27 protein-coding genes are annotated in these 21,926 nt (G+C 68.8%); 16 read left to right on the top strand and 11 right to left on the bottom strand.

The annotated features are described in order from the left end of the window. Positions 1-26: 26 nt before the first annotated feature. The gene (gene fxlM, locus ACWGE0_RS42885; protein ID WP_452266617.1) at positions 27-1,220 is read left to right on the top strand and encodes a methyltransferase, FxLD system; all 1,194 of its coding nucleotides are present in this window, start codon (positions 27-29) and stop codon (positions 1,218-1,220) included. A 180-nt stretch (positions 1,221-1,400) separates the two neighbouring features. Next, positions 1,401-1,958, top strand: a complete 558-nt coding sequence (locus ACWGE0_RS42880) for a hypothetical protein (RefSeq protein ID WP_452266616.1) — start codon at positions 1,401-1,403, stop codon at positions 1,956-1,958. A gap of 180 nt (positions 1,959-2,138) precedes the next feature. On the opposite strand, the gene ACWGE0_RS42875 is transcribed toward ACWGE0_RS42880, so the two are convergent. Both ACWGE0_RS42875 and ACWGE0_RS42870 read right to left on the bottom strand, forming a co-directional pair. Further along, a complete protein-coding gene (locus tag ACWGE0_RS42875; RefSeq protein ID WP_452266615.1) occupies positions 2,139-2,984 on the bottom strand; it encodes an alpha/beta hydrolase family protein in 846 nt (281 codons plus the stop codon). A 61-nt stretch (positions 2,985-3,045) separates the two neighbouring features. After that, positions 3,046-3,831 (bottom strand): MBL fold metallo-hydrolase, encoded by a 786-nt coding sequence (locus tag ACWGE0_RS42870; protein WP_452266614.1) that lies wholly within the window; start codon positions 3,829-3,831, stop codon positions 3,046-3,048. A 66-nt stretch (positions 3,832-3,897) separates the two neighbouring features. On the opposite strand from ACWGE0_RS42870, the gene ACWGE0_RS42865 reads away from it, so the two are divergent. After that, entirely contained in the window at positions 3,898-4,506 is a 609-nt protein-coding gene (locus ACWGE0_RS42865) for a CGNR zinc finger domain-containing protein (protein WP_452266613.1), read from the top strand. A gap of 38 nt (positions 4,507-4,544) precedes the next feature. Here the strand turns inward: ACWGE0_RS42865 and ACWGE0_RS42860 are convergent, their stop codons facing one another. The 3 genes from ACWGE0_RS42860 to ACWGE0_RS42850 all read right to left on the bottom strand — a co-directional run bounded on the left by ACWGE0_RS42860 (position 4,545) and on the right by ACWGE0_RS42850 (position 6,839). Continuing rightward, complete coding sequence (locus ACWGE0_RS42860) at positions 4,545-4,949, bottom strand: hypothetical protein (protein WP_452266612.1); 405 nt, start codon at positions 4,947-4,949, stop codon at positions 4,545-4,547. 124 nt (positions 4,950-5,073) lie between these two features. Further along, on the bottom strand, positions 5,074-5,739 hold the full coding sequence (locus tag ACWGE0_RS42855; RefSeq protein ID WP_452266611.1) for a response regulator: 666 nt from the start codon (positions 5,737-5,739) through the stop codon (positions 5,074-5,076). After that, positions 5,736-6,839: a sensor histidine kinase gene (locus tag ACWGE0_RS42850; protein WP_452266610.1), complete on the bottom strand. Its 1,104-nt coding sequence runs from the start codon at positions 6,837-6,839 to the stop codon at positions 5,736-5,738. Before ACWGE0_RS42850 ends, ACWGE0_RS42855 begins: the two co-directional genes overlap by 4 nt. A 335-nt stretch (positions 6,840-7,174) precedes the next feature. On the opposite strand from ACWGE0_RS42850, the gene ACWGE0_RS42845 reads away from it, so the two are divergent. After that, on the top strand, positions 7,175-7,552 hold the full coding sequence (locus ACWGE0_RS42845) for a nuclear transport factor 2 family protein (RefSeq protein WP_452266609.1): 378 nt from the start codon (positions 7,175-7,177) through the stop codon (positions 7,550-7,552). Between the two features lie 44 nt (positions 7,553-7,596). Here ACWGE0_RS42845 and ACWGE0_RS42840 read toward each other — a convergent pair whose 3' ends face one another. Continuing rightward, positions 7,597-8,562: a ketopantoate reductase family protein gene (locus tag ACWGE0_RS42840; protein WP_452266608.1), complete on the bottom strand. Its 966-nt coding sequence runs from the start codon at positions 8,560-8,562 to the stop codon at positions 7,597-7,599. A 90-nt stretch (positions 8,563-8,652) separates the two neighbouring features. Between ACWGE0_RS42840 and ACWGE0_RS42835 the strand changes: the two genes are divergently transcribed. Together ACWGE0_RS42835 and ACWGE0_RS42830 are read left to right on the top strand one after the other, a co-directional pair. After that, a complete protein-coding gene (locus tag ACWGE0_RS42835) occupies positions 8,653-9,222 on the top strand; it encodes a TetR/AcrR family transcriptional regulator (protein WP_452266607.1) in 570 nt (189 codons plus the stop codon). 250 nt (positions 9,223-9,472) lie between these two features. Then, entirely contained in the window at positions 9,473-9,676 is a 204-nt protein-coding gene (locus tag ACWGE0_RS42830) for a hypothetical protein (RefSeq protein ID WP_452266606.1), read from the top strand. A gap of 124 nt (positions 9,677-9,800) precedes the next feature. On the opposite strand, the gene ACWGE0_RS42825 is transcribed toward ACWGE0_RS42830, so the two are convergent. Then, positions 9,801-10,643 carry a MerR family transcriptional regulator gene (locus tag ACWGE0_RS42825; RefSeq protein ID WP_452266605.1) on the bottom strand — a complete coding sequence of 281 codons (843 nt, stop codon included), beginning with the start codon at positions 10,641-10,643 and terminating at the stop codon, positions 9,801-9,803. Positions 10,644-10,781: 138 nt separating this feature from the next. Between ACWGE0_RS42825 and ACWGE0_RS42820 the strand changes: the two genes are divergently transcribed. The 4 genes from ACWGE0_RS42820 (at position 10,782) to ACWGE0_RS42805 (ending at position 13,626) form a co-directional block, all read left to right on the top strand. Then, complete coding sequence (locus tag ACWGE0_RS42820) at positions 10,782-11,177, top strand: GntR family transcriptional regulator (RefSeq protein WP_452266604.1); 396 nt, start codon at positions 10,782-10,784, stop codon at positions 11,175-11,177. Continuing rightward, positions 11,174-12,082, top strand: a complete 909-nt coding sequence (locus tag ACWGE0_RS42815; RefSeq protein WP_452266603.1) for an ABC transporter ATP-binding protein — start codon at positions 11,174-11,176, stop codon at positions 12,080-12,082. Before ACWGE0_RS42820 ends, ACWGE0_RS42815 begins: the two co-directional genes overlap by 4 nt. Then, positions 12,070-13,041, top strand: a complete 972-nt coding sequence (locus tag ACWGE0_RS42810; protein WP_452266602.1) for an ABC transporter permease subunit — start codon at positions 12,070-12,072, stop codon at positions 13,039-13,041. The genes ACWGE0_RS42815 and ACWGE0_RS42810 overlap by 13 nt, the downstream gene beginning before the upstream one ends. A 72-nt stretch (positions 13,042-13,113) precedes the next feature. After that, the gene (locus tag ACWGE0_RS42805) at positions 13,114-13,626 is read left to right on the top strand and encodes a DinB family protein (RefSeq protein WP_452266601.1); all 513 of its coding nucleotides are present in this window, start codon (positions 13,114-13,116) and stop codon (positions 13,624-13,626) included. Positions 13,627-13,644: 18 nt separating this feature from the next. Here ACWGE0_RS42805 and ACWGE0_RS42800 read toward each other — a convergent pair whose 3' ends face one another. Next, entirely contained in the window at positions 13,645-14,481 is an 837-nt protein-coding gene (locus ACWGE0_RS42800) for a helix-turn-helix domain-containing GNAT family N-acetyltransferase (protein WP_452266600.1), read from the bottom strand. Positions 14,482-14,579: 98 nt separating this feature from the next. Here ACWGE0_RS42800 and ACWGE0_RS42795 point away from each other — a divergent pair, with 98 nt between their 5' ends. Then, complete coding sequence (locus ACWGE0_RS42795; protein WP_452266599.1) at positions 14,580-15,911, top strand: FAD-dependent oxidoreductase; 1,332 nt, start codon at positions 14,580-14,582, stop codon at positions 15,909-15,911. 40 nt (positions 15,912-15,951) lie between these two features. Then, positions 15,952-17,088 (top strand): MFS transporter, encoded by a 1,137-nt coding sequence (locus ACWGE0_RS42790; RefSeq protein WP_452266598.1) that lies wholly within the window; start codon positions 15,952-15,954, stop codon positions 17,086-17,088. Here the strand turns inward: ACWGE0_RS42790 and ACWGE0_RS42785 are convergent. Next, entirely contained in the window at positions 17,085-17,486 is a 402-nt protein-coding gene (locus ACWGE0_RS42785; protein WP_452266597.1) for an arsenate reductase ArsC, read from the bottom strand. The genes ACWGE0_RS42790 and ACWGE0_RS42785 overlap by 4 nt on opposite strands. Before the next feature lie 89 nt (positions 17,487-17,575). On the opposite strand from ACWGE0_RS42785, the gene ACWGE0_RS42780 reads away from it, so the two are divergent. The 3 genes from ACWGE0_RS42780 (at position 17,576) to ACWGE0_RS42770 (ending at position 20,012) form a co-directional block, all read left to right on the top strand. Continuing rightward, a complete protein-coding gene (locus tag ACWGE0_RS42780) occupies positions 17,576-17,905 on the top strand; it encodes an ArsR/SmtB family transcription factor (protein WP_452266596.1) in 330 nt (109 codons plus the stop codon). Positions 17,906-17,977: 72 nt separating this feature from the next. Beyond that, the gene (gene arsB, locus ACWGE0_RS42775) at positions 17,978-19,051 is read left to right on the top strand and encodes an ACR3 family arsenite efflux transporter (protein WP_452266595.1); all 1,074 of its coding nucleotides are present in this window, start codon (positions 17,978-17,980) and stop codon (positions 19,049-19,051) included. Next, entirely contained in the window at positions 19,038-20,012 is a 975-nt protein-coding gene (locus tag ACWGE0_RS42770) for an ArsO family NAD(P)H-dependent flavin-containing monooxygenase (RefSeq protein WP_452266594.1), read from the top strand. Before arsB ends, ACWGE0_RS42770 begins: the two co-directional genes overlap by 14 nt. Here the strand turns inward: ACWGE0_RS42770 and ACWGE0_RS42765 are convergent. After that, positions 20,002-20,355, bottom strand: a complete 354-nt coding sequence (locus ACWGE0_RS42765; RefSeq protein WP_452266593.1) for an ArsR/SmtB family transcription factor — start codon at positions 20,353-20,355, stop codon at positions 20,002-20,004. The genes ACWGE0_RS42770 and ACWGE0_RS42765 overlap by 11 nt on opposite strands. Before the next feature lie 162 nt (positions 20,356-20,517). On the opposite strand from ACWGE0_RS42765, the gene ACWGE0_RS42760 reads away from it, so the two are divergent. Beyond that, positions 20,518-20,931, top strand: coding sequence for a methyltransferase domain-containing protein (locus ACWGE0_RS42760; RefSeq protein WP_452266592.1), 414 nt, complete (start codon positions 20,518-20,520; stop codon positions 20,929-20,931). Positions 20,932-20,975: 44 nt separating this feature from the next. Here the strand turns inward: ACWGE0_RS42760 and ACWGE0_RS42755 are convergent. Then, positions 20,976-21,926: SAM-dependent methyltransferase (locus ACWGE0_RS42755; protein ID WP_452266591.1), on the bottom strand; the 951-nt coding region annotated here is incomplete at its 5' end.

Below are 21,926 nucleotides of genomic sequence, written 5' to 3'. Positions count from 1 at the left end.
TCCGGCGGCCCGCACAGAAGGAAACGATGAACGCCACTACTAACACCACGCCAGAGGCGCTGCGCGCAGGGATGGTCGACCGCCTCACCCGCGCCGGATACGCCCGCATCCCCGCTGTGGAACAGGTCCTGCGCACCGTCCCACGCCACCTCTTTGTCGCCGAGGCACCCGTCGACCAGGCTTACGCAGACATCGCGGTGATCACCAAACGCGATACCGACGGCATGGCGCTGAGCTGTGCCTCGGAGCCCACCGTGGTCGCCATGCAGCTCGACCAACTCGACGTCGAGCCAGGCAACAACATCTGTGAGATCGGTGCTGGAACCGGATACAACGCGGGCAACCTCGCGGAGCTGACCGGCCCCGCTGGCCATGTCACCACCGTCGACATCGACGCGGAAGTCACCGCCCAAGCCCGCAAATCTCTCGACGCAAACGGGTACTCGCAGGTCGAGGTGATCACCAGGGACGGCTCGCTCGGAGCGCCGGAGAACGCCCCTTACGACCGAACCGTCGTCACCGTCGGCGCGTTCGACATCCCTGCGGACTGGCGTGAGCAGCTCAAGCCCGGCGGTCGCCTTGTCGTGCCGCTGCGCTGGCGCGGCCAGACCCGCAGCGTTGCGTTCGTCCGCGACGGCGACGTGCTGCGCTCGGACTCAGCGCGCCTCTGCGGGTTCGTTCCCATGATTGGCCAGGACAACGAGATCACCGGCAACATCGACGCCGCCGGACACGTCAGCCTGTACTGGGACTCCGACCAAGGCATCACCCTCGCCGAACTGCAGGGCGTGCTCAGCCAGCCCAAGACGTCTGCCTGGTCTGGCGTCACCGTCGGGGGCGAGGAGTCCTTCGACGGCATCTGGCTGCGTATGACCGCCACCGAGCCCGGCACATGCCGCATCGCCGCCGACAAAGCCGCTGTCGCAGAGGGGCTGTGCACACCGATCATCCCCAGCCGCAGCCCGGCCCTTGCCGAAGGTAGCTCATTGGCCTACCTCACCTATCGCCGCGGCGACCGGGGCGCGGAGCTCGGCGCGACCGGCCACGGTCCCGCTGCGGACGAGCTGGCACAGCGACTGTGTGACCAGATCCGAGCTTGGGGCGAGGACCGGTCCGCCGAACCCGTCATCACCGTCTACCCGGCGGACACCCCGGACGAGAAGCTCGGCGCGGGCCGCATCATTACCAAGCGATGGAGCACGTTGACGCTGTCGATCTGACCCAAACTCGCCGATAGAACAGTTGCAGATCACTCGATGAGCTCGCTGCGAACGCGGTTCAGGCCGACCGTGTTCGCAGCGAGCTTTAATCGCTTCCGGGACGACGTTGTCGTCCGCAAATCGGGCTTGCGCACTTCAGCGGTGAGACACGTTGTATCCGAGACTCGTAGGCTGCCGCGGGTGAACTCGGCTCCGTGGTGGCTTGTGTTGGTTGCAGCGGCGCTCACCGGAGTTTTCGCCCTGGCTGGCTCTTGGCTCACCGGGCACAGCGCCCTGAAGCGGCAGCGGGAAGAGCTTGATCACGAAAGGATCTTGGAACGTGAGAAGCGACTCCACGACCGGCGCCTTGAGCTGTACGCCGAGCTGATCCCGGTAGTCGACCGGATCATGACGCGCTTGAGGGTGTACGACCGATCCCGCAGGAACCCTGAACGACAAGATCCAGAAGCCTTGCGGACGGCATGCGAGGGCATCGAGTCCGACCTGGACACGGTGCGTCGGTCGTTGTTCCAGGTGCTCGTGGTGAGCGAAAAGGCTGTTCGAGCCCTAGTTGACCAGTTCATCTGGGAGGCGGCACAGGTCCTCGCGCGGTTGAAGCGAGGCCAAGCACTCGATCTCGACCTCTGCGACGGTGAGGTGGCCTTCGCAGCCAACCATCTGATCTGGGAGATGAGGATTGAGGTCGGCGTGACCACGAGGGAAGACCTCGACGAGTTCGAGGCACGCGAACGGTACTAAGAGCTCCGGCACGGGACGCAGATGGAGCGGACATCGGCCTTCGCACCGGCTGAAGCGCTGTCCGTCGACCCGGCGCGACGAACCCGAGGCCGAGGGTGCACTCGGCGAAGACCAAGAAGCTCGCCACCGGCACCACACCGGCGAGCGCCGGCGTGGGCGGTCAGCCAGAGAAGCCGGTGATCACGGGACGATCCGCACGTCCGGGTGGGCGGCCTGCTCGAAGATCGAGGTCGGCCGGCCGCGCAGGTGCAGGTCGAAGAACGCGGCGACGTACATCCGTTGGGCGGCAAGGCTCTGCTTCGGCTCGACGGTGCCGATCATGCCGGTGAAGTCACCGCCGAGCTGAGGCAGCAGCGTTTGCGCGTCGGTGAAGCTCATGTGCTCGGCGGCGGGGAGGTAGACGTCGCGCCTCCCCGCGTCCACCCGCGGATCGGTCAGCATCGTCTCGGCGGTGGTGAACCCGCCCATCGAGTGGCCGACCATGCCTACGCGCGAGAGGTCGAGCCTCGGGTCGGCCGCGAGTTCGTCGAGCACGAACCCGATGTCCCGCACGCGTTCGCGCAGCACCTCGGCCGGGGTGTGGTCGACGCTCACCACGGCGTACCCGCGGCTCACGAGGTCCTCGACGAGGGTGGTGCCGAGGAACCTCGACTGACCGCCGCCCGGCGAGCAGAGGATCACCGGCCAGCGTCCCGGCAACGGTGTGGCACCTGCCCGCGAGCGCGTCGTGATCGGGGCGAACGTGCCGGCCGGGGCGGTGACCTGGCGGTCGTAGAACTCCGCGACACGGTCCGGGAACTGGCGCGTGATCGGCCCGGTCGGCAGTGCGGGGTAGGACAGCGACGCCATCAGCTCACGAGGTGCGCCGGTCCACGGGTCGAGCCGGTCGTCGACCAGGTGCAGTTCGGTGGTGCCCACGGCCAGTGGCCCGGTGGGGCCCGGCAGCCTGAGCCCGGCGGCCTCGGCGGCGGGGGCGAGCCGGGTGGCGAACGCGATCGCCACCGCCACGGTCAAGAGTTTCTTCATGTACACCAGCGTTGTCGCGTGCACTGTCCGAAGACATTCTGGCGTCCCACCGGCGGTTCGCTCAGTTCCACTGCAGACGGTCGGACAACCCCGCGGCGGCGAAGGCGGCCTCGATCTCGTCGCGGCCCTCGGTGAAGTGGGCCCAGCCCTCGTAGTGGACCGGAACCACCCGGCGTGCGCGGAGAATTCTGGTCGCCTCGGCTGCCTGGGCGCTGTCCAACACGAGTGGCAGGCCGTCGAAGCGACCGGCGAAGCGCGGCGCACCCGCGAAGAGCACCGCGGTGTCGATCGGGTCGAATCGCCCGGCGATCTGCTCGACGGCGTCGAGCGAGGCGTTGTCACCGCTGACGTACACCGTCGGCAGGCCTTCGCCGGTCAGGACGAAACCGACGACCTGACCCGTGAACGGCACGACGTCCTCGTGACTGCCTGGGCCGTGGATCGCGGGCACGCCGGTCACGGTCACCGTGCCGCCGTCAGGACGGTTCAGCTCGACTGACTCCCAGTCGGCCAGTCCTTTGGCCTTGCCGCCGAGGCGCTGTTCGGCACCGGGAGTGGTGAGCGTGAGCGGGACGCTGGCGAGCAGGGCCCGCCCGGCGGTGTCCAGGTTGTCGGCGTGCTCGTCGTGGGAAAGCAGCACGACGTCGATGTGGCCGAGGTCGGCCGGTGCGACGCGGGGGTGCCCGGTCTTGGTCAGTGTCGCGCCACCGCCTGCCGGGTAGTCGCCTGGTCCGTCGAAGGTCGGGTCGGTCAGGAACCGTAGGCCGCCGTACTCGAAGAGGGCGGTGGGGCCGCCGAAGACGTGAACGGGGAACGGGGGAGCGGAAGTCACTGGAAGGTTCCTCACGGTTTGAGTGTGCGGTATCCGTGAGGGTGACGGTAGTGATTCTCACGGACTGAAGCAAGCCGTACCATGAGGTCTGTGGATGAGAGCGTGACGACAGACGCGGCCTGGCCGCCCGTGCCGGGTGAGGAGCAGTACTCGTCGCTCGCCTTGGCCAACAGCGCCATCGCGCTGCCGGGCAGGCGCGTCCTGGACCTGCTCGACACGCCCGCGCAGACGAACCACTGGCTGACCGAACACGGCCTCGCGCCGGTCGACATCGGCATGCGGGAGATGTGCGCCACGCAGCTGCGTTCACTGCGCGAACAGATCAGGGCCCTGTTCGACGCCCACGTCGCCGGGCTGCCTGCTCTTCCCGCGGCACTGTCCGCAGTCAACGACGCGCTGACCAGGGTTCCCACCGCACCGCTGCTGCACTGGGACGACAAGAACGGCCCCTACCGGGCGACGCCTCACCCCACCACCGAGATCGTCGACCACGCCCTGGCGACCCTTGCCGCCAACGCGGCCGACCTGCTCACGGGCCCCGACGCCGAACGGCTCACCGCCTGCCAATCCAGCCCCTGCAACCGTTATCTGCTCCGCCACGGTCGTCGCCAGTGGTGCTCCACCCGCTGCGGCGACCGCGCACGAGCCGCCCGCGCCTACGCCCGGCGCACCGAGGCCTCGACGGACTGACCTGCCGGACACGGATTCCGTCGCGTGGGAAGGAGTTCTCAGCAGCTGTACTCGTGGCGGCGATGCAGCATCGCGATCAGCATGGCCGGGAGCATCAGCACGTGCCCGGCGCCCATCAGCGTCATCCCCGACATCACGCCGGTCCAGTAGAACGGCAGCAGGACCAGGAACGGCACGTACATCGCGGCGGACATCTCGATGATGCTCGCCCAGCCGTGCCGGCGGATCTTCATCCACAGCGCCATCCCCAGCGACATGTTGGTGGCCATCACCAGCACCTGGGCGGTCATGACGTCGGACAGGCCCGGCCAGGCGAACGACCAGACCGGCCCGAGAACGACCATTCCCACCAGCATGGCCACGACCATCTCCAGGAAGTGCAGGGTGAAGCGCACCACCGGACGTGCCCGCCGTGGCGATTCGGTGGTCGGCTCCGCACTCATGAGCGCTCCTTCGAGGTGAGGTGTTGTTGCTGTGAGGGAGATCCTCTGTCCTCGGGAGAGCGTCGTCAGGTGCCGAAAGTCATGTCCGGGGTCATGACTGCGCCGGTCGATCATTTGGCGCCGTTCAGAACAGTCCGAGCTCCCTGGCCCGCAACGCCGCCTGAGTTCGGTCGCGCACCTGGAGCTTGGACAGCACGCTGGTGACGAGGTTCTTCACCGTGCCCTCGGCCAGGAACAGCTTCCCGGCGATCTCGCGGTTGCTGTGCCCCTCGGAGAGCAGTCGCACGACGTCGAGTTCGCGTTGCGACAACGGCACGGCCGTCGGCTGCCGCGGCGGGTGCTCCTCGTGCGGCATCCGGGCCACCCTGGCCACCAGCTTCGCCGCGACCGACGGCTGCAGCGCGGATTCGCCACGCCTGGCCGCGACCAGCGCTTCCACCAGCCGGGTCGAGGACACGTCCTTGAGCAGGTAACCGACCGCGCCCGCCCGAAGCGCCGCGAACACGTCCGCGTCATCGTCGAACGTGGTCAACGCCAGCACCCGCACTTCCGGCTGCTCGACGCGTAACCTGCCGGTCGCCGCGATCCCGTCCAGCACCGGCATTCGCAGGTCCATCAGGACCACGTCGGGACGAAGTTCGGCGGCCAACCGGACCGCCTGCTCGCCGTTCCCGGCTTCACCGACCACCTCGATCTCGGGCTGGACCTCCAGCAGCGCCGTCAGGGCCTCCCGGAACAGGGCTTGGTCGTCGACGATGAGGATCCGCACGGCGGACTCCGGCGCGCTCACCCCGGCACCTCCACGGTCAGCGTCACGCCGTGGCCAGCCGCCGAGTCGACCTGCACCCGCCCACCGAGACCCGCGATCCGCTCTCGCAGACCGACGAGGCCGAACCCGCTGTCCGGCAACGGGTTCTCCACCAGCCCCCGGCCGTCGTCGCGCACCTTCAGCCGGACCAGGCCGTCATGACCGAAGTCGAGGGCGACGGTGGCGGTCGTCGCCTCCGCGTGCTTGCGGACGTTGGTCAATCCCTCCTGCGCTGCCCGGAACAGCGACTCCTCGACCTCGGCGCGGACCGCGCGAGCCGCGCCGTGCACCTCCAGCCCGGTCGGCACACCCGCCCCGGAAACCTCGTCGGTCAACGCCCGCAAGGCGTCCACCAGCGGAGCCGGCCGGGGTTCGCGCAGCGCGGCGACCGAGCGGCGCACCTCCGCCAGTGCTTGCTTCGACTGGTCCTGCGCTTTGGCCAGCATCCCGTCGAGCCGCTCGACGTCGGCGGTGTGGATCACGGCGCGCGCGGCCTGCAGGAGCATCTGCACGACGGTCAGGTGGTGCCCCAGCCCGTCGTGGATGTCGCGGGCGACCCGGTTGCGCTCCTGGGTGGTGGCGAGCTCTTCTGCCTGCGCGGCGTATCCGCGGAGCAGTTCGTTGGCTACCGCCAGTTCTGCCCTGGCGCGCTGCTCCCGCACGAACAGTTCGGTCACCACGAGGGCGAAGGTGGTGACAGCCAGCGTGCCGAGACCTTCCCGCAGTCCGGCGACCCAGTCCATTCCCAGATGCACCAACGGGATCACCGCGGCCACCACGACGGCGGCGGGCAGTGGCAGCAGCAGCACGCTCTGCGCGACCAGGACCACCAGCAACAGGATCGACCCGACCGCCGCGCCCGACATCCAGAACAGCGCGAAACCAAGCGCCAGCTGGATTCCGGCGTACACCACGGCCAGTGCCCTGCCGCGGCCCTCGACGAACCGGAACCCGGCGATGGCGAGCACGGCGAAGACCAGTCCGAGCAGCAACGTCGGCACGAGCCGCTGCTCGAAGACCGACGAGCCCAGCGGCAGTATCGCGCACGCGACGACCGTCAGGATGCTCAGCGCCCTCTGCACACGCTCACTGTGCTGGACCGTGAACGCCGCGGTCAACCGGACGGCAGGAGATCCAGTGCGGGACGCGTGCGACGCGGCCGGTCAGCCGCGGACCGGCCGCGGCATCACCATCGGCCCTTCACTGTCTACTGTGGACAAACCGTTTCTCGTCGCAATGAAGGTCGGCGTCGAGGGGCGTGGAACAGGCAACCGATGTGTCCTCTGTGGACACTTGCTGCGAATGTGATGTGGGTCATGAAACTCTGTTGGTTACGTTGAGGTGACTGGGCACTGATGGTGACCATTGGCGCCAGGTGTTCGTCGGGATGCTTGTCGCAGTTGGGATGGGAGTTTCAGTGAGCGAAGAACAGGCCAACAAGGATGTCGCCATCGAGGCGTACCAGCGCACGTTCGGCGATTTGGACGTGGCTGCGGTCGATGAATTTTTCAGCAAGGATTTCAAGCAGCACAATCCAACAATCGCCGACGGCCCAGAGGGCGTGAGGGCGCTTGTGCGAATGCTCTCTTCGCAAGGAGTGTCAAAGCAGAAGATCGAATTCAAGCATGTCGTTGCCGAAGGCGACGTCGTCATCCTCCATTCGCGCTATGAAATGGCAGGAGCCGAGTGGCGTTTCATCGACATCTATCGTGTTGAGAACGGCCAGTTGGCTGAACACTGGGATGCGATGATGCAGATGCCGGAAGAGCGTGCGAACACGAACTCGATGTTCTGAAGAGGACGGCTCTCCGGCCACCGGGACTGACGACATCGGTGAGTTCAGGCTCGCCCCGTCCCCTCACGGGCGAAGTGCGGTTCCGCCGCTTCCAGTCGCGGTACCGAGATGCCCAGCCGTCGTGCTTCGGCCAAGGTGTCCCGGCAGACCTCGCGTGGTTCCTCCGCGTCGGGGTCGGAGTGCGCAACGAGACTCACGCGCGCGAGCGCGACATGAGCAGTCAGCCAGGCGAGCGCGGGGGCCGTCAGCCAGGTGGGCGCCCGGAACAGCAGCACACCGCGCCGGTGCCGTCGCAGGTCGAGGCCGCGCGCCTGGAGGAGCGGCAGCAGCTCCCGGCCGGCCAGCAGCCCCTCGCGCAGGTCGCGTGTTGCCCCGGCCAGCTCGGACAGGGAGCCCAGCCGCAGGCCCTGCGAGAACAGGCCGGCATCCGACACGAAATGAACCCACAGCCAGCCGCGGAAGTCAGGCTGTTCCCTCAGCCGGAGCCCGGCCTCGCGAAACGCCTGGCGCACGGCCCGTTCCCGGTCGGTCGGGGGTTGGCCGAGGGTGCCGAAGACGACCGACGGCAGCAGCGCCCCGCGGAGCACGCCGTCCGCGCCGAAACCGCCACCGGCCAGGGGAAAGCCCCAGGCGATCTGGTCCACGGGGAGTGCGCCGATCGCGGCCAGCGGCTCGGTCCAGACGTTGCCGAAGACCAGCACTGTGGCCTGGCCGATACGCGGGGCCAGGAAGGCCGTCGCCTCCGCGAGGCGGTGGTGCGGCACGCTGAGCACGATCAGGTCGAAGTCGTGGTCCGGCTCCAGCGCCTCGCAGTAGCGCACCGGCCACTTCTCGACGACGCGCTGCCCACACACCCGGCGCCGCGCATCGAGTAGGTCGAGGTCCACCGCGTCGCCGTACGTCGCCGCGCGGCCCGGCCGGACGTAGAACTCGACGTCATGTCCCGCCTGCTGCAGGGCCCAGCCGTAGACGGTGGCGATCACGCCGCGGCCGAACATCAGGATCTTCACGCTGCACCTCGTGGGATACGCTCGATGTGGAGGACATCTCCACTTTCGAAAATATGGAGGTAATCTCCATTTGTCAACGCGAGGTAGCGCATGACCGCCGACAAGCCGCTCCGGGCCGACGCCCAGCGCAAGCGTGACGCCCTGCTGGCCACGGCCCGGGAGGTCTTCGACGCCGGTGGTTTCTTCGACCTGCGCTTCGATGACTTCGCCCGTCTGGCCGGGGTGGGCACGGGCACGCTGTACCGCCACTTCCCCACCAGGGAGGCGCTGGCCGAGGCGGTCTACCACGGAGAGATCGCCGCGCTGTGCGACCGTGTCCGCGAGTTGCGGGCCGCGCTGCCCGCAGCGGAGGCTTTGGCGACCTTCCTGCGCGGCATGGTCGACCACATAGCCGCCCACGAGGGCCTGGCTCGGACGCTGTCCACCCTCATGGCCACCCGCTCGGCCGCCCTCACCGAAGGCAGCCGGGCGCTGGAGCAAGCTGTCACCGGCCTGGTGGCCGCCGCCGTGCAGGACGGCACCATCCGCGACGACGTAGGTGCCGGTGCCGTGATGATGGCGCTCCACGGCATCAGTGCGGCCCATGACCGCCCAGGTTGGCGAGCCGAGGCCGACGACGTCATCACCCTCGTGCTGGACGGGCTGCGCCGCCCGCTGTGACAAGGGCTGTGACAAGGTGCGACACGGGGTCGCATGCCGCGAGCGAAGGATCCGGCTGGTGATACGGCGGCGACGATGCGGTCCGGGATGGTCACCCGGCTGATGCCGGCCACACCTGCGCGGCTGGGGCGAAGATCCCGACCGGCTGCTCACCGCGGACAGTCCCTTGCTGGCCCTGCGCGGACCGACCACGGTCCGTCTGGCAGAGGCGACCTGCAGTTGGGGATGCTGTGGCTGCATTGACGTCCACGTGCGCCGCGACGATGACGAGATCGTCTGGGAACAATGGCACAACCCCGACGACAGCACCGTCCCGCTCGGCGAATTCCGCTTCGACGTAGAACAGTACGAAGCCGAGCTTCTCCGCGCCCAGCACGATCGTTCTTGGGAATGGCCGGGACGCGTCATCGCCCGGCCCAAACCCAGGCCGATCACATCGTGGCCACCCTCATGACCATCGATCCGCGCGACGCCGCAGAGACCTGCGGCGGATTCGGACCTCGCGGCACAAGGTCCACATAAGACAGTGAAACTTGAAGTCGCCGGGACTCTGTTGTGGACTCTGGTGCGGAGCAGGATCAGTTGTCTGCGGGGAGGTCCTGGGCCATGAGTTCTGCCGTGAGTTGCATGCAGCGGAGCCGGGCGGGGGAGAAGCCGTAGGGCATCTTGGTGACCGATTCGGCCACGCTCATCCGTGCGGGCTCCTCGCCTGTCAGATCGGCGTCGTAGATCTCGAAGAGCTTCTCCTCGTCGACGTCCAGTCCGTCCGCCTCGACGGCCTTCCCCACGGCTTTGTGATGGGCGTATCGCTGTGCGGCGAGTTCCTCGATCCGGGGGGCATGGGGATCGACGCCGTCGTCGAGGGCGGCCTCGGCCGCGTTGAGGCGGTCGTCCTCGGTCCGCAGATCGGGGTGGGTGGCCAGCACGATGAACGCGCTTGCCTGGACGGCGGCGCCCAGCGGGCCGAGGACCCGTTCCGTGACCAGCAGGTTGTCCAGGTCGGAGCGGCGCAGTGCGCCTGCGGGCAGGTGCCTGAGCCGGTCTGTCACCAGTTCGGACAGCAGCCCGAGCGGGCTGCCCACGGCCTGCAGGCGCTGGACGACGGCGCGCTGGCGTTGGATGCCGGCCTCCTTGGCGGCCAGGGTTTCCTCCAGTCGCCCCAGGCTCTTCCCGATGTCCCGGGTTTCGCGGAAAGCGGCCCGCATGTCGTCCAGGCTGATGCCGGCCTCCGCCATCCTGCGGATCCACAGCAAGCGGATCATGTCGTCGTAGCCGTAACGGCGGCGGCCGTCCGTGCCCCGCTCTGGCTCCGGTAGCAGGCCGATCTCGTGGTAGTGGCGGATCGCGCGCGGGGTGGTCCCGGCGAACGCGGCCGCATCACCGATCTTGACCTGGTGGGGAGGCGTGAAGGAGGGATGCATCGCGAAGAGGGCCTTTCGTGCAGTGGTACCTCCACGACATCACATGCCGCTACGGCATGTGCAACATGTCCAGGCGGCTCTCGTGACCGCCCCTTTGCTGCTTTACTATGGAACTAGTAAAGCAGCAAAGGGGTTACCGTGTTCGTCTTCCGGCTCGACACCCACTCCGGCGTGCCGCCGTACCTGCAACTCGTCCAGCAGGTCCGCCAGGCGGTGCTGCTGGGCTTTCTCCAACCCGGTGACCGCCTCCCGCTCATCCGCGAGGTGGTCGAGGACCTGGCGATCAACCCGAACACCGTCGCCAAGGCGTACCGGCAGATGGAGCAGGAGAACCTGGTCACCGGCCGGCCCGGTCAGGGCACGTTCGTCGACGAACAGCAGTCGGCCGCGATGTCGGCATCGACGTACACGTCGCTAGGCCGCGGCCTGGCGACCTGGTTGCGCCGCGCCTACGCGGCAGGCCTCGACGAGCAGGCGATCGACGCGCTCTTCACCTCCGTCCACCAGCAGACGAGGAATGAGGGCGTGGCGTGACAGCGACCGAGTTCGCGCTGCGCACCGACGGCCTGGGCAAGCGGTACCGGAAGAGCTGGGCGCTGCGCGACTGCACCCTGGCCCTGCCGGCGGGCGGCGTGATCGCCCTGGTCGGGCCGAACGGCGCGGGCAAGACCACGCTGCTGCGCCTGGCCGTCGGGTTGCTGGCACCGAGCACCGGCACGGTGGAGGTCCTCGGCCACGACGTCACCGCGAGCACCCCGCAGACTCTGTCCCGGGTCGGGTTCCTGGCCCAGGACCACCCGCTGTACAAGCGCTTCACCGTCGCCGAGATGCTCCGCTTCGGCCGGGCCTGCAACCTGCGGTTCGACCAGGGGCTGGCCGAGCGCCGGCTGGCGAAGCTGGGCATCCCGCTCGACCGCAGGGCCGGCACGCTCTCCGGCGGGCAGCAGGCTCAGGTCGCGTTGGCTCTGGCCCTGGCGAAGCGGCCGGAGCTGCTCGTCCTCGACGAGCCGGTGGCCAGCCTCGACCCGCTTTCCCGCCACGAGTTCCTGCAGGTCCTCATGGGTGCGGTGGCCGAAGACGGGATGACCGTCCTGTTCTCCTCGCACGTCGTGCACGAGCTGGAGCGGGTCTGCGACCACCTGGTCGTGCTCAACCAGGGCCGGGTCACGCTCACCGGTGACATCGACACCCTCCTCGCCGAGCACCGGCTGCTCGTCGGCCCGCGCACGGCGACCGACCTCGACCGGGCCGGCGCCGTCGTGGAGGCCGTCCACAGCGACCGGCACACGACCCTGCTGGTACGCGACGGCGCGATCCCGGCCGCGCCGGGGTGGCAGGCCCAGCCGGTCGCGTTGGAGGACCTGGTGCTGGCATACCTGCGCCGGCCGTCCGAGCCGAACGCCGCGGACACGTCGGGGGTGGCGGCATGGCGTGGTTGATCTGGCGCCAGCACCGGACCGAGGTCTGCGTCCTGGGTTTGCTCGTCGGCATGTTCGGCATCACCCTGCTCGTGCTCGGGACGCAGGCCCACGACCTGTTCCCCGGCGGTCCCGCCCGGTGTGCGGGAGGGGCCGGTGTCAACGAAGCCTGCACGGCCTCCTTCCGCCGGCTCGACGACGAGTACGGGTACGTCGAGAACCTCCTGGCGGCCTTCTACCTGGTCCCCGTCGTCATCGGCGCGTTCCTCGGCGCGCCGCTGCTCGCGCGCGAACTGGAAGACGGCACCTGGCAGCTCGCCTGGACGCAGGCCGTGCCGCGGATGCGCTGGCTGGCGGCCAAGCTCGCGGCACTGGCCGGCGTCACCGTCGCGCTCACCGGGATGTTCACCGCGGTGCTCACCTGGTTCCGCCAGCCGTTCGACGCGTGGGAAGGGCGGTTCCAGTACGACGCCTTCGACCTGGAGGGGCTTGTTCCGGTGGCGTACGCGCTGTTCGCGTTCGGCGCCGCCACCGCAGCGGGGGCGATCCTGCGGCGCAGCCTGCCCGCGTTCGGCGTCGCGTTCGGGGTGTTCCTCGCCGCCAGGATGCCGGTGGCCCTGCTGGCCCGTCCCGCTTACGCCACGCCGCTCACCGCCACGGAGCCGGTCCCCGTCGGCGGCTCGAAGAACCAGGCGGATCGCGTGCCCAGCTTCGCTGACTGGACGATCGAACACGGCTACGCGGACGCCACCGGGCGCAGACTGAGCTCGGCCGAGTACTACGAGCTGGAGGGCGCCGCCAACCGGGCAGGCACCAACCTCAACCAGTTCCTGAACTCGCGGGGCATCCAGCAGTTCGGGGTCTACCACCCGGCCGACCGGTTCTGGACGTTCCAGCTCATCGAGGCGGCCCTGTTCGTCGCCGTCGCGGCGGTCCTGATCGGTGTGGTGGTGTGGCGGGTGCGGCGCCGCATGATCTAGTGCCCCGACCAAGGGTGATGTGGTCGCGTCGACACCTTCGCGGATCTGGGCCATGAGGCGCACACTGGCACCGTGGACAAGCAGGCAGTTCACGAAGACCTCGAGCGAGCACGCGATACGTTTCGCCGACTGCTCGACGGTGCCGCCGCTGAGCAGTTGCGGCGCCGGTCGAACGGCACGAGCTGGAACAACCGCCAGCTGCTGTTCCACATGCTGCTCGGCTTCCTGATCATGCGCGCGTTGCTGGCGTTGGCCCGGATCGTCGCGCGGCTACCGGGATGGGCCGGTTCTGCCTGGGCGAGACTGCTCAACGCGGGCACGAGGCCGTTCGACGCGGTCAACTTCGCCGGCTCATGGCTCGGCGGCAGCGTCATGCCTCGCCGGGCAATGGTCGTCCTGTGCGACCGCACCATCGCGGCACTGCATCGGCGCCTAGACAGGGAGAACGAGAGCAGCCTCGCGAAGGGCATGCCTTACCCGACGCGCTGGGATCCGTTCTTCCGCGACTTCATGACGGTGGCGGACCTGTATCGCTTCCCGGTGCAGCACTTCGACTTCCACCGGAACCAGCTCTCGCTCAGCTGACCTCACCACGGCGAGGGTCTAGTTGGTGGCGCGGCGTTCGAGGAAGACGGTGTCGCGCCACACGCCGTGGTGTTGCGCGATGCGTTCGCGGACGCCGAGAGTGCGGAAGCCTGCTGCGTGGTGCAGGGCGAGGCTCGCGCGGTTCTCCGGGAAGATCGAGGTCTGCAACGTCCACAGGCCCGCGGCGTCGGCGGCGGTGACCAGCTTGTGCAGCAAGGCTTTGCCGACCCCTCGGCCGCGGAGGTCGGCCGCGACGTAGACGGAGTGCTCGGCCACGCCCGCGTAGCAGTCCCGTGTGGACACCGGTGTGGCGGCCGCCCAGCCCGCCACCACGCCGTCGGCTTCGGCGATCCAGCGGTGCTCGCGGAGCCACTTGGCGTCGAGCGCTCTCCGTTGGGGCACTTCGGTTTCGAACGTCGCGTCGCCGGTGGCGATGCCTTCGGCGTAGATGCGGCGCACGGCGGCCCAGTCGTCGTCACGCATGGCGCGGACGGTCACGTCGGCCGGGAGGTTGTCCGGGCAGCACGGACGGGGCGCGAGCACGCCCATGACGATGTCGGCTGCGTGCGGCAGACCGGTGCAGCACGACGGGTTCACGGTGACGTGAGTAGCGGTGCCTTCCTTGTGCATCCGCAGGAATCCGACCTCGGCCAGCTTGCGCACGTGGTGCGAGCAGGTGGACTGGCTGATGCCGACCAGCTCCGTCAGCTCACCGACGGTCATCGCCCGGCCCGAGGTCGCGACGGCGTGCAACAGCCGCACTCGGGTCGGCTCGGCCAGGCACGCGAACCAGTCCGCGTAGGTCGCGGCGTCGTCGGCGGGCAGCACGGCCGGCGTGGCCGCTGTGGTCGTCATGGGTGAAGTATCGACACAGATCGATGGTTGCGTCAATCGATCCCGGTCGATACAGTCCGCCGTGTTGATTCGAAATATGTCGATACAAGGGGTGTGCCGTGAGTGAGCTGCCAGTCGTCGTGGTGGGTGCCGGGCCTGCGGGTTTGTCTGCGGCGGCACACCTGGTCGAACGGGGCGAGCCGGTGCTCGTGCTGGAAGCGGGCGACCGTGCAGGTGCGGCCGTGTCGCAGTGGAACCACGTTCGGCTGTTCTCGCAGTGGAGCGAACTCGTCGACCCGGCGGCCGAGCGACTGCTGCGCCAGGCGGGGTGGGTGCGACCGGACGGTGACGCCTACCCGAGCGGCGGGGAGTGGGCGGAGCGGTACCTGCGACCGCTGGCTGAGGTGCTGGGCGACCGAGTCCGCTTCGGTGCACGCGTCGTGGGGGTGGCTCGCCGCGGTCGAGACCGCATCGTCGACGCCGGCCGCGAAGACGAGCCGCTGACCGTCCACGTGCAGACCGCGAACGGAGAAGAGCGGATCACCGCACGCGCGGTGATCGACGCTTCCGGCACGTGGGACTCCCCGAATCCGCTGGGCGGAGACGGGCTTCCCGCGGTGGGCGAGCGGGCCGCGGCCGAGAGGATCACTTACCGCGTGCCGGACGTCGCGGCTGACCGTGCTCGCTATGCGGGCAAGCGGATCGCGGTCGCCGGCAGTGGTCACTCCGCTCTCACCGCGTTGGTGGTGCTGGCCGAGCTTGCCGAGCAGGAACCCGGCACGAAGATCGTGTGGCTGTTGCGGCGCGGTGCAGTCGGCAACGCGTTCGGTGGGGGCGAGGCGGACCAGCTGCCTGCGCGCGGTGCGTTGGGACTGCGGGCCAGGAAGGCCGCTGAAGCCGGGCACGTCGAGACTGCCACGGGGTTCCGCACCGCGGCTGTCGAACGTGCGGCGGACGGCAGTCTCACGCTGGAGTCCTTCGACGGCGGCAGGGTCGAAGGCATTGACGAGATCGTTGTGCTGACGGGGTTCCGGCCGGACCTGTCGTGGTTGTCGGAGGTCCGGCTCGACCTGGATCCGGTGTTGCAGGCTCCTTCGAAGCTCGCGCCGTTGATCGATCCGAACGTGCACTCGTGCGGCACCGTCTATCCACATGGTGAAAACGAGCTGCGGCACCCCGAGCCGGGTGTTTACCTGGTCGGTATGAAGAGTTACGGCCGTGCGCCGACGTTCCTGTCGCTGACGGGCTACGAGCAGGCGCGTTCAGTGGTGGCCGCGATCGCCGGTGACCACGAGGCGGCCGGCCGCGTCGAGCTCGTGCTGCCCGAGACCGGGGTGTGCGGCGGCGCCGGTGTGTTCGACGCGCCGGCGGAGCAGAAGAACGAGGGCGGCTGCTGCGGTTCGCCGGAGCACGGTGAACTGACGATCGGCCTCGCGCCCAGTGCACGCTGACACGACGGCACGGCCTGGCATCGATGCCGGGCTGCGCCGAGTGCTGATCGTGTTGTGCACCACCGAGATCATCAGCTGGGGCGTGCTCTACTACGCCTTCCCGGTGCTGCTGCCGACCATCAGCAACAGCACGGGATGGTCGCTCGCGGCGATCACGGCCGGGTTCTCCGCAAGCCAGATCGTCGCGGGCCTGGTGGGCATTCCGGTGGGCAGACTGCTCGACCGGCACGGCCCGCGCGCCATCATGACCACCGGCTCGGTCGTCGCCGTGCTCGCGCTTGTCGCGTTGGCGACCGTGGACTCATTGGTGTGGTTCACCGCGGCGTGGTTGCTGGCAGGTGTCGCGATGGCCGGCATCTTCTACGCACCGGCGTTCGCCGCGTTGACCCGCTGGTACGGGCCGCGCCGGGTGTCCGCGCTGACCGCGCTCACCCTGGTCGCCGGGCTGGCCAGCACGGTGTTCGCGCCGCTGACCGCGGTGCTGAACGAGCACGTGGACTGGCGCGGCACCTACCTGGTTCTCGCTGGATTTCTTGCTGTCACGACGATTCCGCTGCATCTGTGGGGTTTGCGGTTGCCGTGGCCGGCGGTAGAACACGAGACCGCCCACGCGCCGTCGGCGGTGGCGCGCAGCAGGCCGTTCCTGGTGCTCGTGGTCGCGATGAGCCTGGCCGCGTTCAGCGTGTACGCCGTCGTGATCAACCTCGTCCCGCTGCTGACCGAACGCGGCATGACCACCTCGGCCGCCGCGATCGCACTCGGCCTGGGCGGGGTCGGCCAGGTGCTCGGCCGGCTCGGCTATGCCAGGCTGGCCGCGAGAACCTCGGTGCGCACCCGCACCCTGCTGATCCTCCTGACGAGTGCGGTGGTGACCGCTCTGCTGGGCGTGGTGCCCGGTCCGGCCCTGTTGCTGATCGCGGGCTCGGTGCTCGCCGGTGTCACGCGCGGGATCTTCACGCTGGTGCAGGCGACCGCGATCACCGACCGCTGGGGAGCCGTCCACTACGGACAGCTCAACGGGCTGCTCACCGCACCGGTCATGCTCACCGCCGCGATCGCACCCTGGGCGGGCAGTGCGATAGCAGCGTGGCTGGGCGGCTACCCGGCGGTGTTCGTGGTGCTGGGTGTGATCGGGGTGCTGGCGGCCGTGTTGTCGACCGCGAGCGTGCCGCGCTAGTCGAGGAGCTCCGCGACCAGGCCTCGGATGCGGCGGTCGATGTCGTCGCGGATCGGGCGCACGGAGTCGACACCCTGGCCCGCCGGGTCCTCGAGCTCCCAGTCCAGGTAGCGCTTGCCGGGGAACACCGGGCAGGTGTCGCCGCAGCCCATCGTGATCACCACATCAGATGCCTCGACGTCCTCGGTCGTGAGCTTCGAGGGCACCTCTGCGGTGATGTCCAGGCCCCACTCGGCGAGCGCCTCGGCGGCCGCCGGATTGACCTTCTCGGCAGGGGCCGAGCCGGCGGAACGGCCCGCGATCCTGCCCATGCCGTAGTGCTGCAGCAACGCGGCGGCCATTTGGGAGCGGCCCGCGTTGTGCACGCAGACGAACAGCACCTCGGGGATCTTGGACACGGTCATCTCCTCGTTGCGGTGGTTCTCATGATGCGCGATCACATCTCGTGTATCGACTTTTGTCAATCCAAGCCACTATGGTCGTCCTCATGACGAGCCCGGACCAGACGCTGCTCGACTCGGCGACCGCCGCGCGCCTGTTCAAAGCGCTCGGTGATCCGGTCAGGGTCGAGCTGGTCGGTCTGGTGCGGCGGACCGAGGGGCAGGAGGCGTGCTTCTGCGACCTCGCCGACCAGTTCGACATGCCGCAGTCCTCGTTGAGTCACCATCTCAAGATCCTCGTCAACGCCGGTGTGCTCAGCCGTGAACGGCGCGGCACCTGGAGCTGGTACCGCATCGACAACGCGGCGATCGACACCCTTGCGGCCGTGCTGGCGCCGGGAGGGCCGCTGCGCGACACCAGCGCCTGCTGCGACTGATCTGGACGACACCGAGCCCGCCGATGACCTGCTCGTCGGGCGATGACACCTGCCTTCACCCTGGAGAACCTGTTGAGCACCACCGAAACTGCGGTACCGGACGTGCTGCACCGACTGTCCTTCCTGGACAGGTTCCTGCCGGTGTGGATCGGCGTCGCGATGTTCGGCGGGCTGCTGCTGGGCCGGTTCGTGCCGGGTCTGCAGAGCGTGCTGGACGCGGTGAAGGTCGGCGGCGTCTCGTTGCCGATCGCCCTGGGCCTGCTGCTGATGATGTACCCGGTGCTCGCGAAGGTCCGCTACGACAAGCTCGACACCGTCACCCGCGACAAGCGCACGATGGTGCTGTCGCTTGTACTGAACTGGGTGCTCGGACCAGCTTTGATGTTCGCGCTGGCCTGGATCTTCCTCGCTGATCTGCCGGAGTACCGGACAGGGCTGATCATCGTCGGCCTCGCGCGCTGCATCGCCATGGTCATCATCTGGAACGACCTCGCGTGCGGTGACCGCGAGGCCGCCGCGGTGCTCGTCGCGCTCAACTCGGTGTTCCAGGTGGTCATGTTCGGCGTGCTCGGCTGGTTCTACGTCGACCTGCTGCCCGGCTGGCTCGGCCTGGACACCGCGTCGATCGACTTCTCCGCGTGGGAGATCGCCAAGTCCGTGCTCATCTTCCTAGGCATCCCGCTGCTGGCCGGCTACCTGAGCCGCAAGGTGGGGGAGCGGACCCGCGGCCGTGACTGGTACGAGTCGAAGTTCCTGCCGCGGGCCGGCCCGATCGCGTTGTGCGGCTTGCTGTTCACGATCGTCATCCTGTTCGCGCTGCAGGGCGAGACCATCACGAACAGGCCGCTCGACGTCGTCAGGATCGCGCTGCCGCTGCTGGTCTACTTCGCCATCATGTGGGCCGGCTCCTACGCACTGGGCAAGGCGTCCGGGCTCTCCTACGAGCGGACGACCACGCTGGCGTTCACCGCGGCGGGCAACAACTTCGAGCTCGCCATCGCCGTCGCGATCGGCGTGTTCGGTGTGACCTCCGGCCAGGCCCTGGCCGGCGTGGTCGGACCGCTGATCGAGGTGCCCGTGCTCGTCGCGCTCGTCTACGTCAGCCTGTGGCTCCGGCGTCGCTGGGTGGCTCGTGCTCAGGTCTGACGTCGTGGTGGTCGGCGGCGGTCAGGCAGGGCTGGCCGCCGCCTTCTACCTGCGCCGCGCGGGCATCGACCACGTGGTGCTGGACGCCCAGCCGATACCGGGCGGAGCATGGCCGCTCACGTGGAACTCCTTGAGGCTGTTCAGCGTTGCCCGGCACAGCTCACTGCCGGGCCGGCCCATGCCGTCCTTTTCGGACGGATACCCGACCGCACAGCACGTGGTCGATTATCTTGCCGCGTACGAGAAGCGCTACGACATCCCGGTCCAGCGGCCCGTCCGGGTCGCCTCGGTGACCCGCGACGGCGATTGGCTGTCGGTGCACACCGACTCCGGAATCTGGTCGGCGCGGCACGTCATCAGCGCCACCGGCACCTGGTGGCGCCCCTTCCGCCCGCTGATGGACCTGCCCGGCCGCCAACTGCACACCGTGGACTACCGCGACCCGCTCGAGTTCGAGGGTCAGAAGGTCGTCGTGGTCGGCGGCGGCAACTCCGGTGCGCAGATCGCCGCCGACCTCGCGCCGCACACCGAGCTGACCTGGATGACCCGCCGGCCGCCGCGGTACATGCCCGACGAGATCGACGGCAAAGCGCTGTTCGACATCGCGACCCGGCGCGGCAGCATAGGCGAACTCGGCGACATCGTGGCCGTGCCGCCCGTCCGCGAAGCCCGTGACAACGGACTGCTCGTCGCCACTACGACGGACGTCGGAGCCTTGTCCGATGCGGACGTCGTGGTGTGGTGCACCGGATTCCGGCCCGCCCTGAGCCACCTGGCTCCACTGCGACTGCGCGACACCGAAGGTCGAGTCGCCGTCGACGGCACGACAGCCGCGGAAGAACCCCGCCTGCACCTGCTGGGCTATGGCGGCTGGACCGGCCCGGCGTCCGCGACCCTCATCGGGGTCGGACCGACCGCGAAGGCAGCGGTTGCGAAGATCGCGGCGGCGGTCAGGCCGTGACCGCACGCCGTTCGCTCACGCTGCTGAGCATCGCGGCCATCCGGTCGGTCGTCTCCGGACGGACCCAGTAGTAGACCCAAGTACCCCGGCGCTCGCAGTCGACCAGACCCGCCTGCCGCAGCAGCTTGAGGTGGTGCGAGATCGTGGGCTGGGACAGCTCGAACGCCGGGGTCAGCTCACAGACACAGACCCCGGCATCGGGTCCCGAAGCGATCATCGACAGCAGCCGCAGCCGCACCGGGTCGCCCAACGCCTTGAACATCGCCGACAGCTCCGCCGCCTGTTCCACGGCCAGCGGGTCTTCCGGCAGTGGTGCGCAGCAGCCCGCCTCTTGCTTCGACATATTTCAATATTGACGACTCTTGGGGGTTTCGCGCAACCTTGCATAGACAGACTTCAATGCAGCGTGGAGGTAGACCCTCATGAGCGAGCAGCCCGAGCTGCGCGAGACCGTCCGCACCCGCTACGCCGCCGCCGCGACCGCTGTCGTCCAAGATGGAGGCGGGTGCTGCGGACCGCGGAGGTGGACGAGACCTTCGGCGCCACGCTTTATCCGGCGGCCCAGCGCGATGAGCTGCCGGCCGAGGCGGTGGCGGCCTCACTCGGCTGCGGCAACCCCGTCGCACTCGCCCTGTCCAACGCCGACAAGTCAGGTGCCACCAACGTCGAGTTCCTCAAGGGCAACATCGAAGCCATCCCGTTGCCCGGCAACACCATCGACGTCGTGATCTCCAACTGCGTCGTCAACCTCTCCGTCGACAAGCCCGCCGTGTTCGCCGAGACCTTCCGCGGTCGACGGCATGCACGGGGCGATCGTTCGCGCGGTGAAGCCACTCGACGTCGAATCCGTCGGTGCGACGACTCCGGCGCAGAGCGAATGCTCATGCTGCGGCGTCAGCGCCTGCTGCACCTCCGATGAACAGAACGTCACCACGGCCGAACCACCCACCTGTTGACCTCGGCTCAGCGGTGCTTGCGTGCCATGCCCGCGAACGTGGAGGTTCGCCGCGAGTCACTGATCTCGTCGCCGGCGTCTGGCCGCCACTCGGGCAGGTAGACGACACCCGGATCGACCAGTTCCAGACCGTCGAACAGACTGGTGATCTCGGCGCGGGTGCGCATCGAGAACTCGGTGACGCTGCGCCGGAACTGCTCGGTGGCCTCCTCCGCCTTCTCCGGTTCCGGCCCTTCCAGACTGGCGTGCGAGATGGCCACGTAGCTGCCGGGCACGGTCGCGTCGAGGTAGGAGCGGACGATGCCGGCCGGGTCATCGGTGTCCGGCACAAAATGCAGCACCGCGAACATCAGCACCGCGATCGGTTGTGAGAAGTCCAGCAGCCGCTGGGTTTCCGGGTGCTCGAGGACCTCCTGGGTCCGGCGCAGGTCACCCTGGATCGCCGTGGCGTGGTCGATGCCGCTGAGAATCGTGCGACTGTGCGAGACGGCGACCGGATCGAAGTCGACGTAGACGATCCGGCAGTCGGGGTTCGCCTTCCACGCGATCTCGTGCACGTTGCCGACCGTGGGGATGCCGGACCCGAGATCGAGGAACTGCGTGACGCCCTGACCGACGAGGTGGCGGACCGCCCGGCGCAGGAACGACCGGTTGGCGCGGAGGATGTCCGGCAGCTCCGGCATGAACGCGACGATCTTCGCGGCCGCGTCCCGGTCGACCTGGAAGTTGTGGAAGCCGCCCAGGTGCGCGTCGTAGATCCGGGCCGCGCTGGGCCTGTCCAAGTCGATCTCCGGAGCCGCCCACGCCGGTCGTTCCACCATGACCATCCTCGCTGTCGAGTCCCAGTCGCGACTGATGCGGACCCACACTAGCCGCGCGGAGGCGGCGACCGCGGGGACGGAGGCGCCTTGCCGCTTGGCCGCGATCGCGTGACCACATGACGGGGCGCGGTACGGGGC

It is taken from the genome of Lentzea sp. NPDC054927 (assembly GCF_053610285.1).
This window is presented reverse-complemented; position numbering and strand designations above follow the sequence as displayed.

Bases quoted from the DNA above. Each gene is read 5' to 3' on its own strand.
- ACWGE0_RS42825 (WP_452266605.1), bottom strand. From the start codon at position 10,643: ATGCATCCCTCCTTCACGCCTCCCCACCAGGTCAAGATCGGTGATGCG.
- ACWGE0_RS42865 (WP_452266613.1), top strand. From the start codon at position 3,898: ATGAGGTCTGTGGATGAGAGCGTGACGACAGACGCGGCCTGGCCGCCC.
- ACWGE0_RS42780 (WP_452266596.1), top strand. From the start codon at position 17,576: ATGACGAGCCCGGACCAGACGCTGCTCGACTCGGCGACCGCCGCGCGC.
- ACWGE0_RS42835 (WP_452266607.1), top strand. From the start codon at position 8,653: ATGACCGCCGACAAGCCGCTCCGGGCCGACGCCCAGCGCAAGCGTGAC.
- ACWGE0_RS42810 (WP_452266602.1), top strand. From the start codon at position 12,070: ATGGCGTGGTTGATCTGGCGCCAGCACCGGACCGAGGTCTGCGTCCTG.
- ACWGE0_RS42860 (WP_452266612.1), bottom strand. From the start codon at position 4,949: ATGAGTGCGGAGCCGACCACCGAATCGCCACGGCGGGCACGTCCGGTG.
- ACWGE0_RS42765 (WP_452266593.1), bottom strand. From the start codon at position 20,355: ATGTCGAAGCAAGAGGCGGGCTGCTGCGCACCACTGCCGGAAGACCCG.
- fxlM (WP_452266617.1), top strand. From the start codon at position 27: ATGAACGCCACTACTAACACCACGCCAGAGGCGCTGCGCGCAGGGATG.
- ACWGE0_RS42875 (WP_452266615.1), bottom strand. From the start codon at position 2,984: ATGAAGAAACTCTTGACCGTGGCGGTGGCGATCGCGTTCGCCACCCGG.
- ACWGE0_RS42800 (WP_452266600.1), bottom strand. From the start codon at position 14,481: ATGACGACCACAGCGGCCACGCCGGCCGTGCTGCCCGCCGACGACGCC.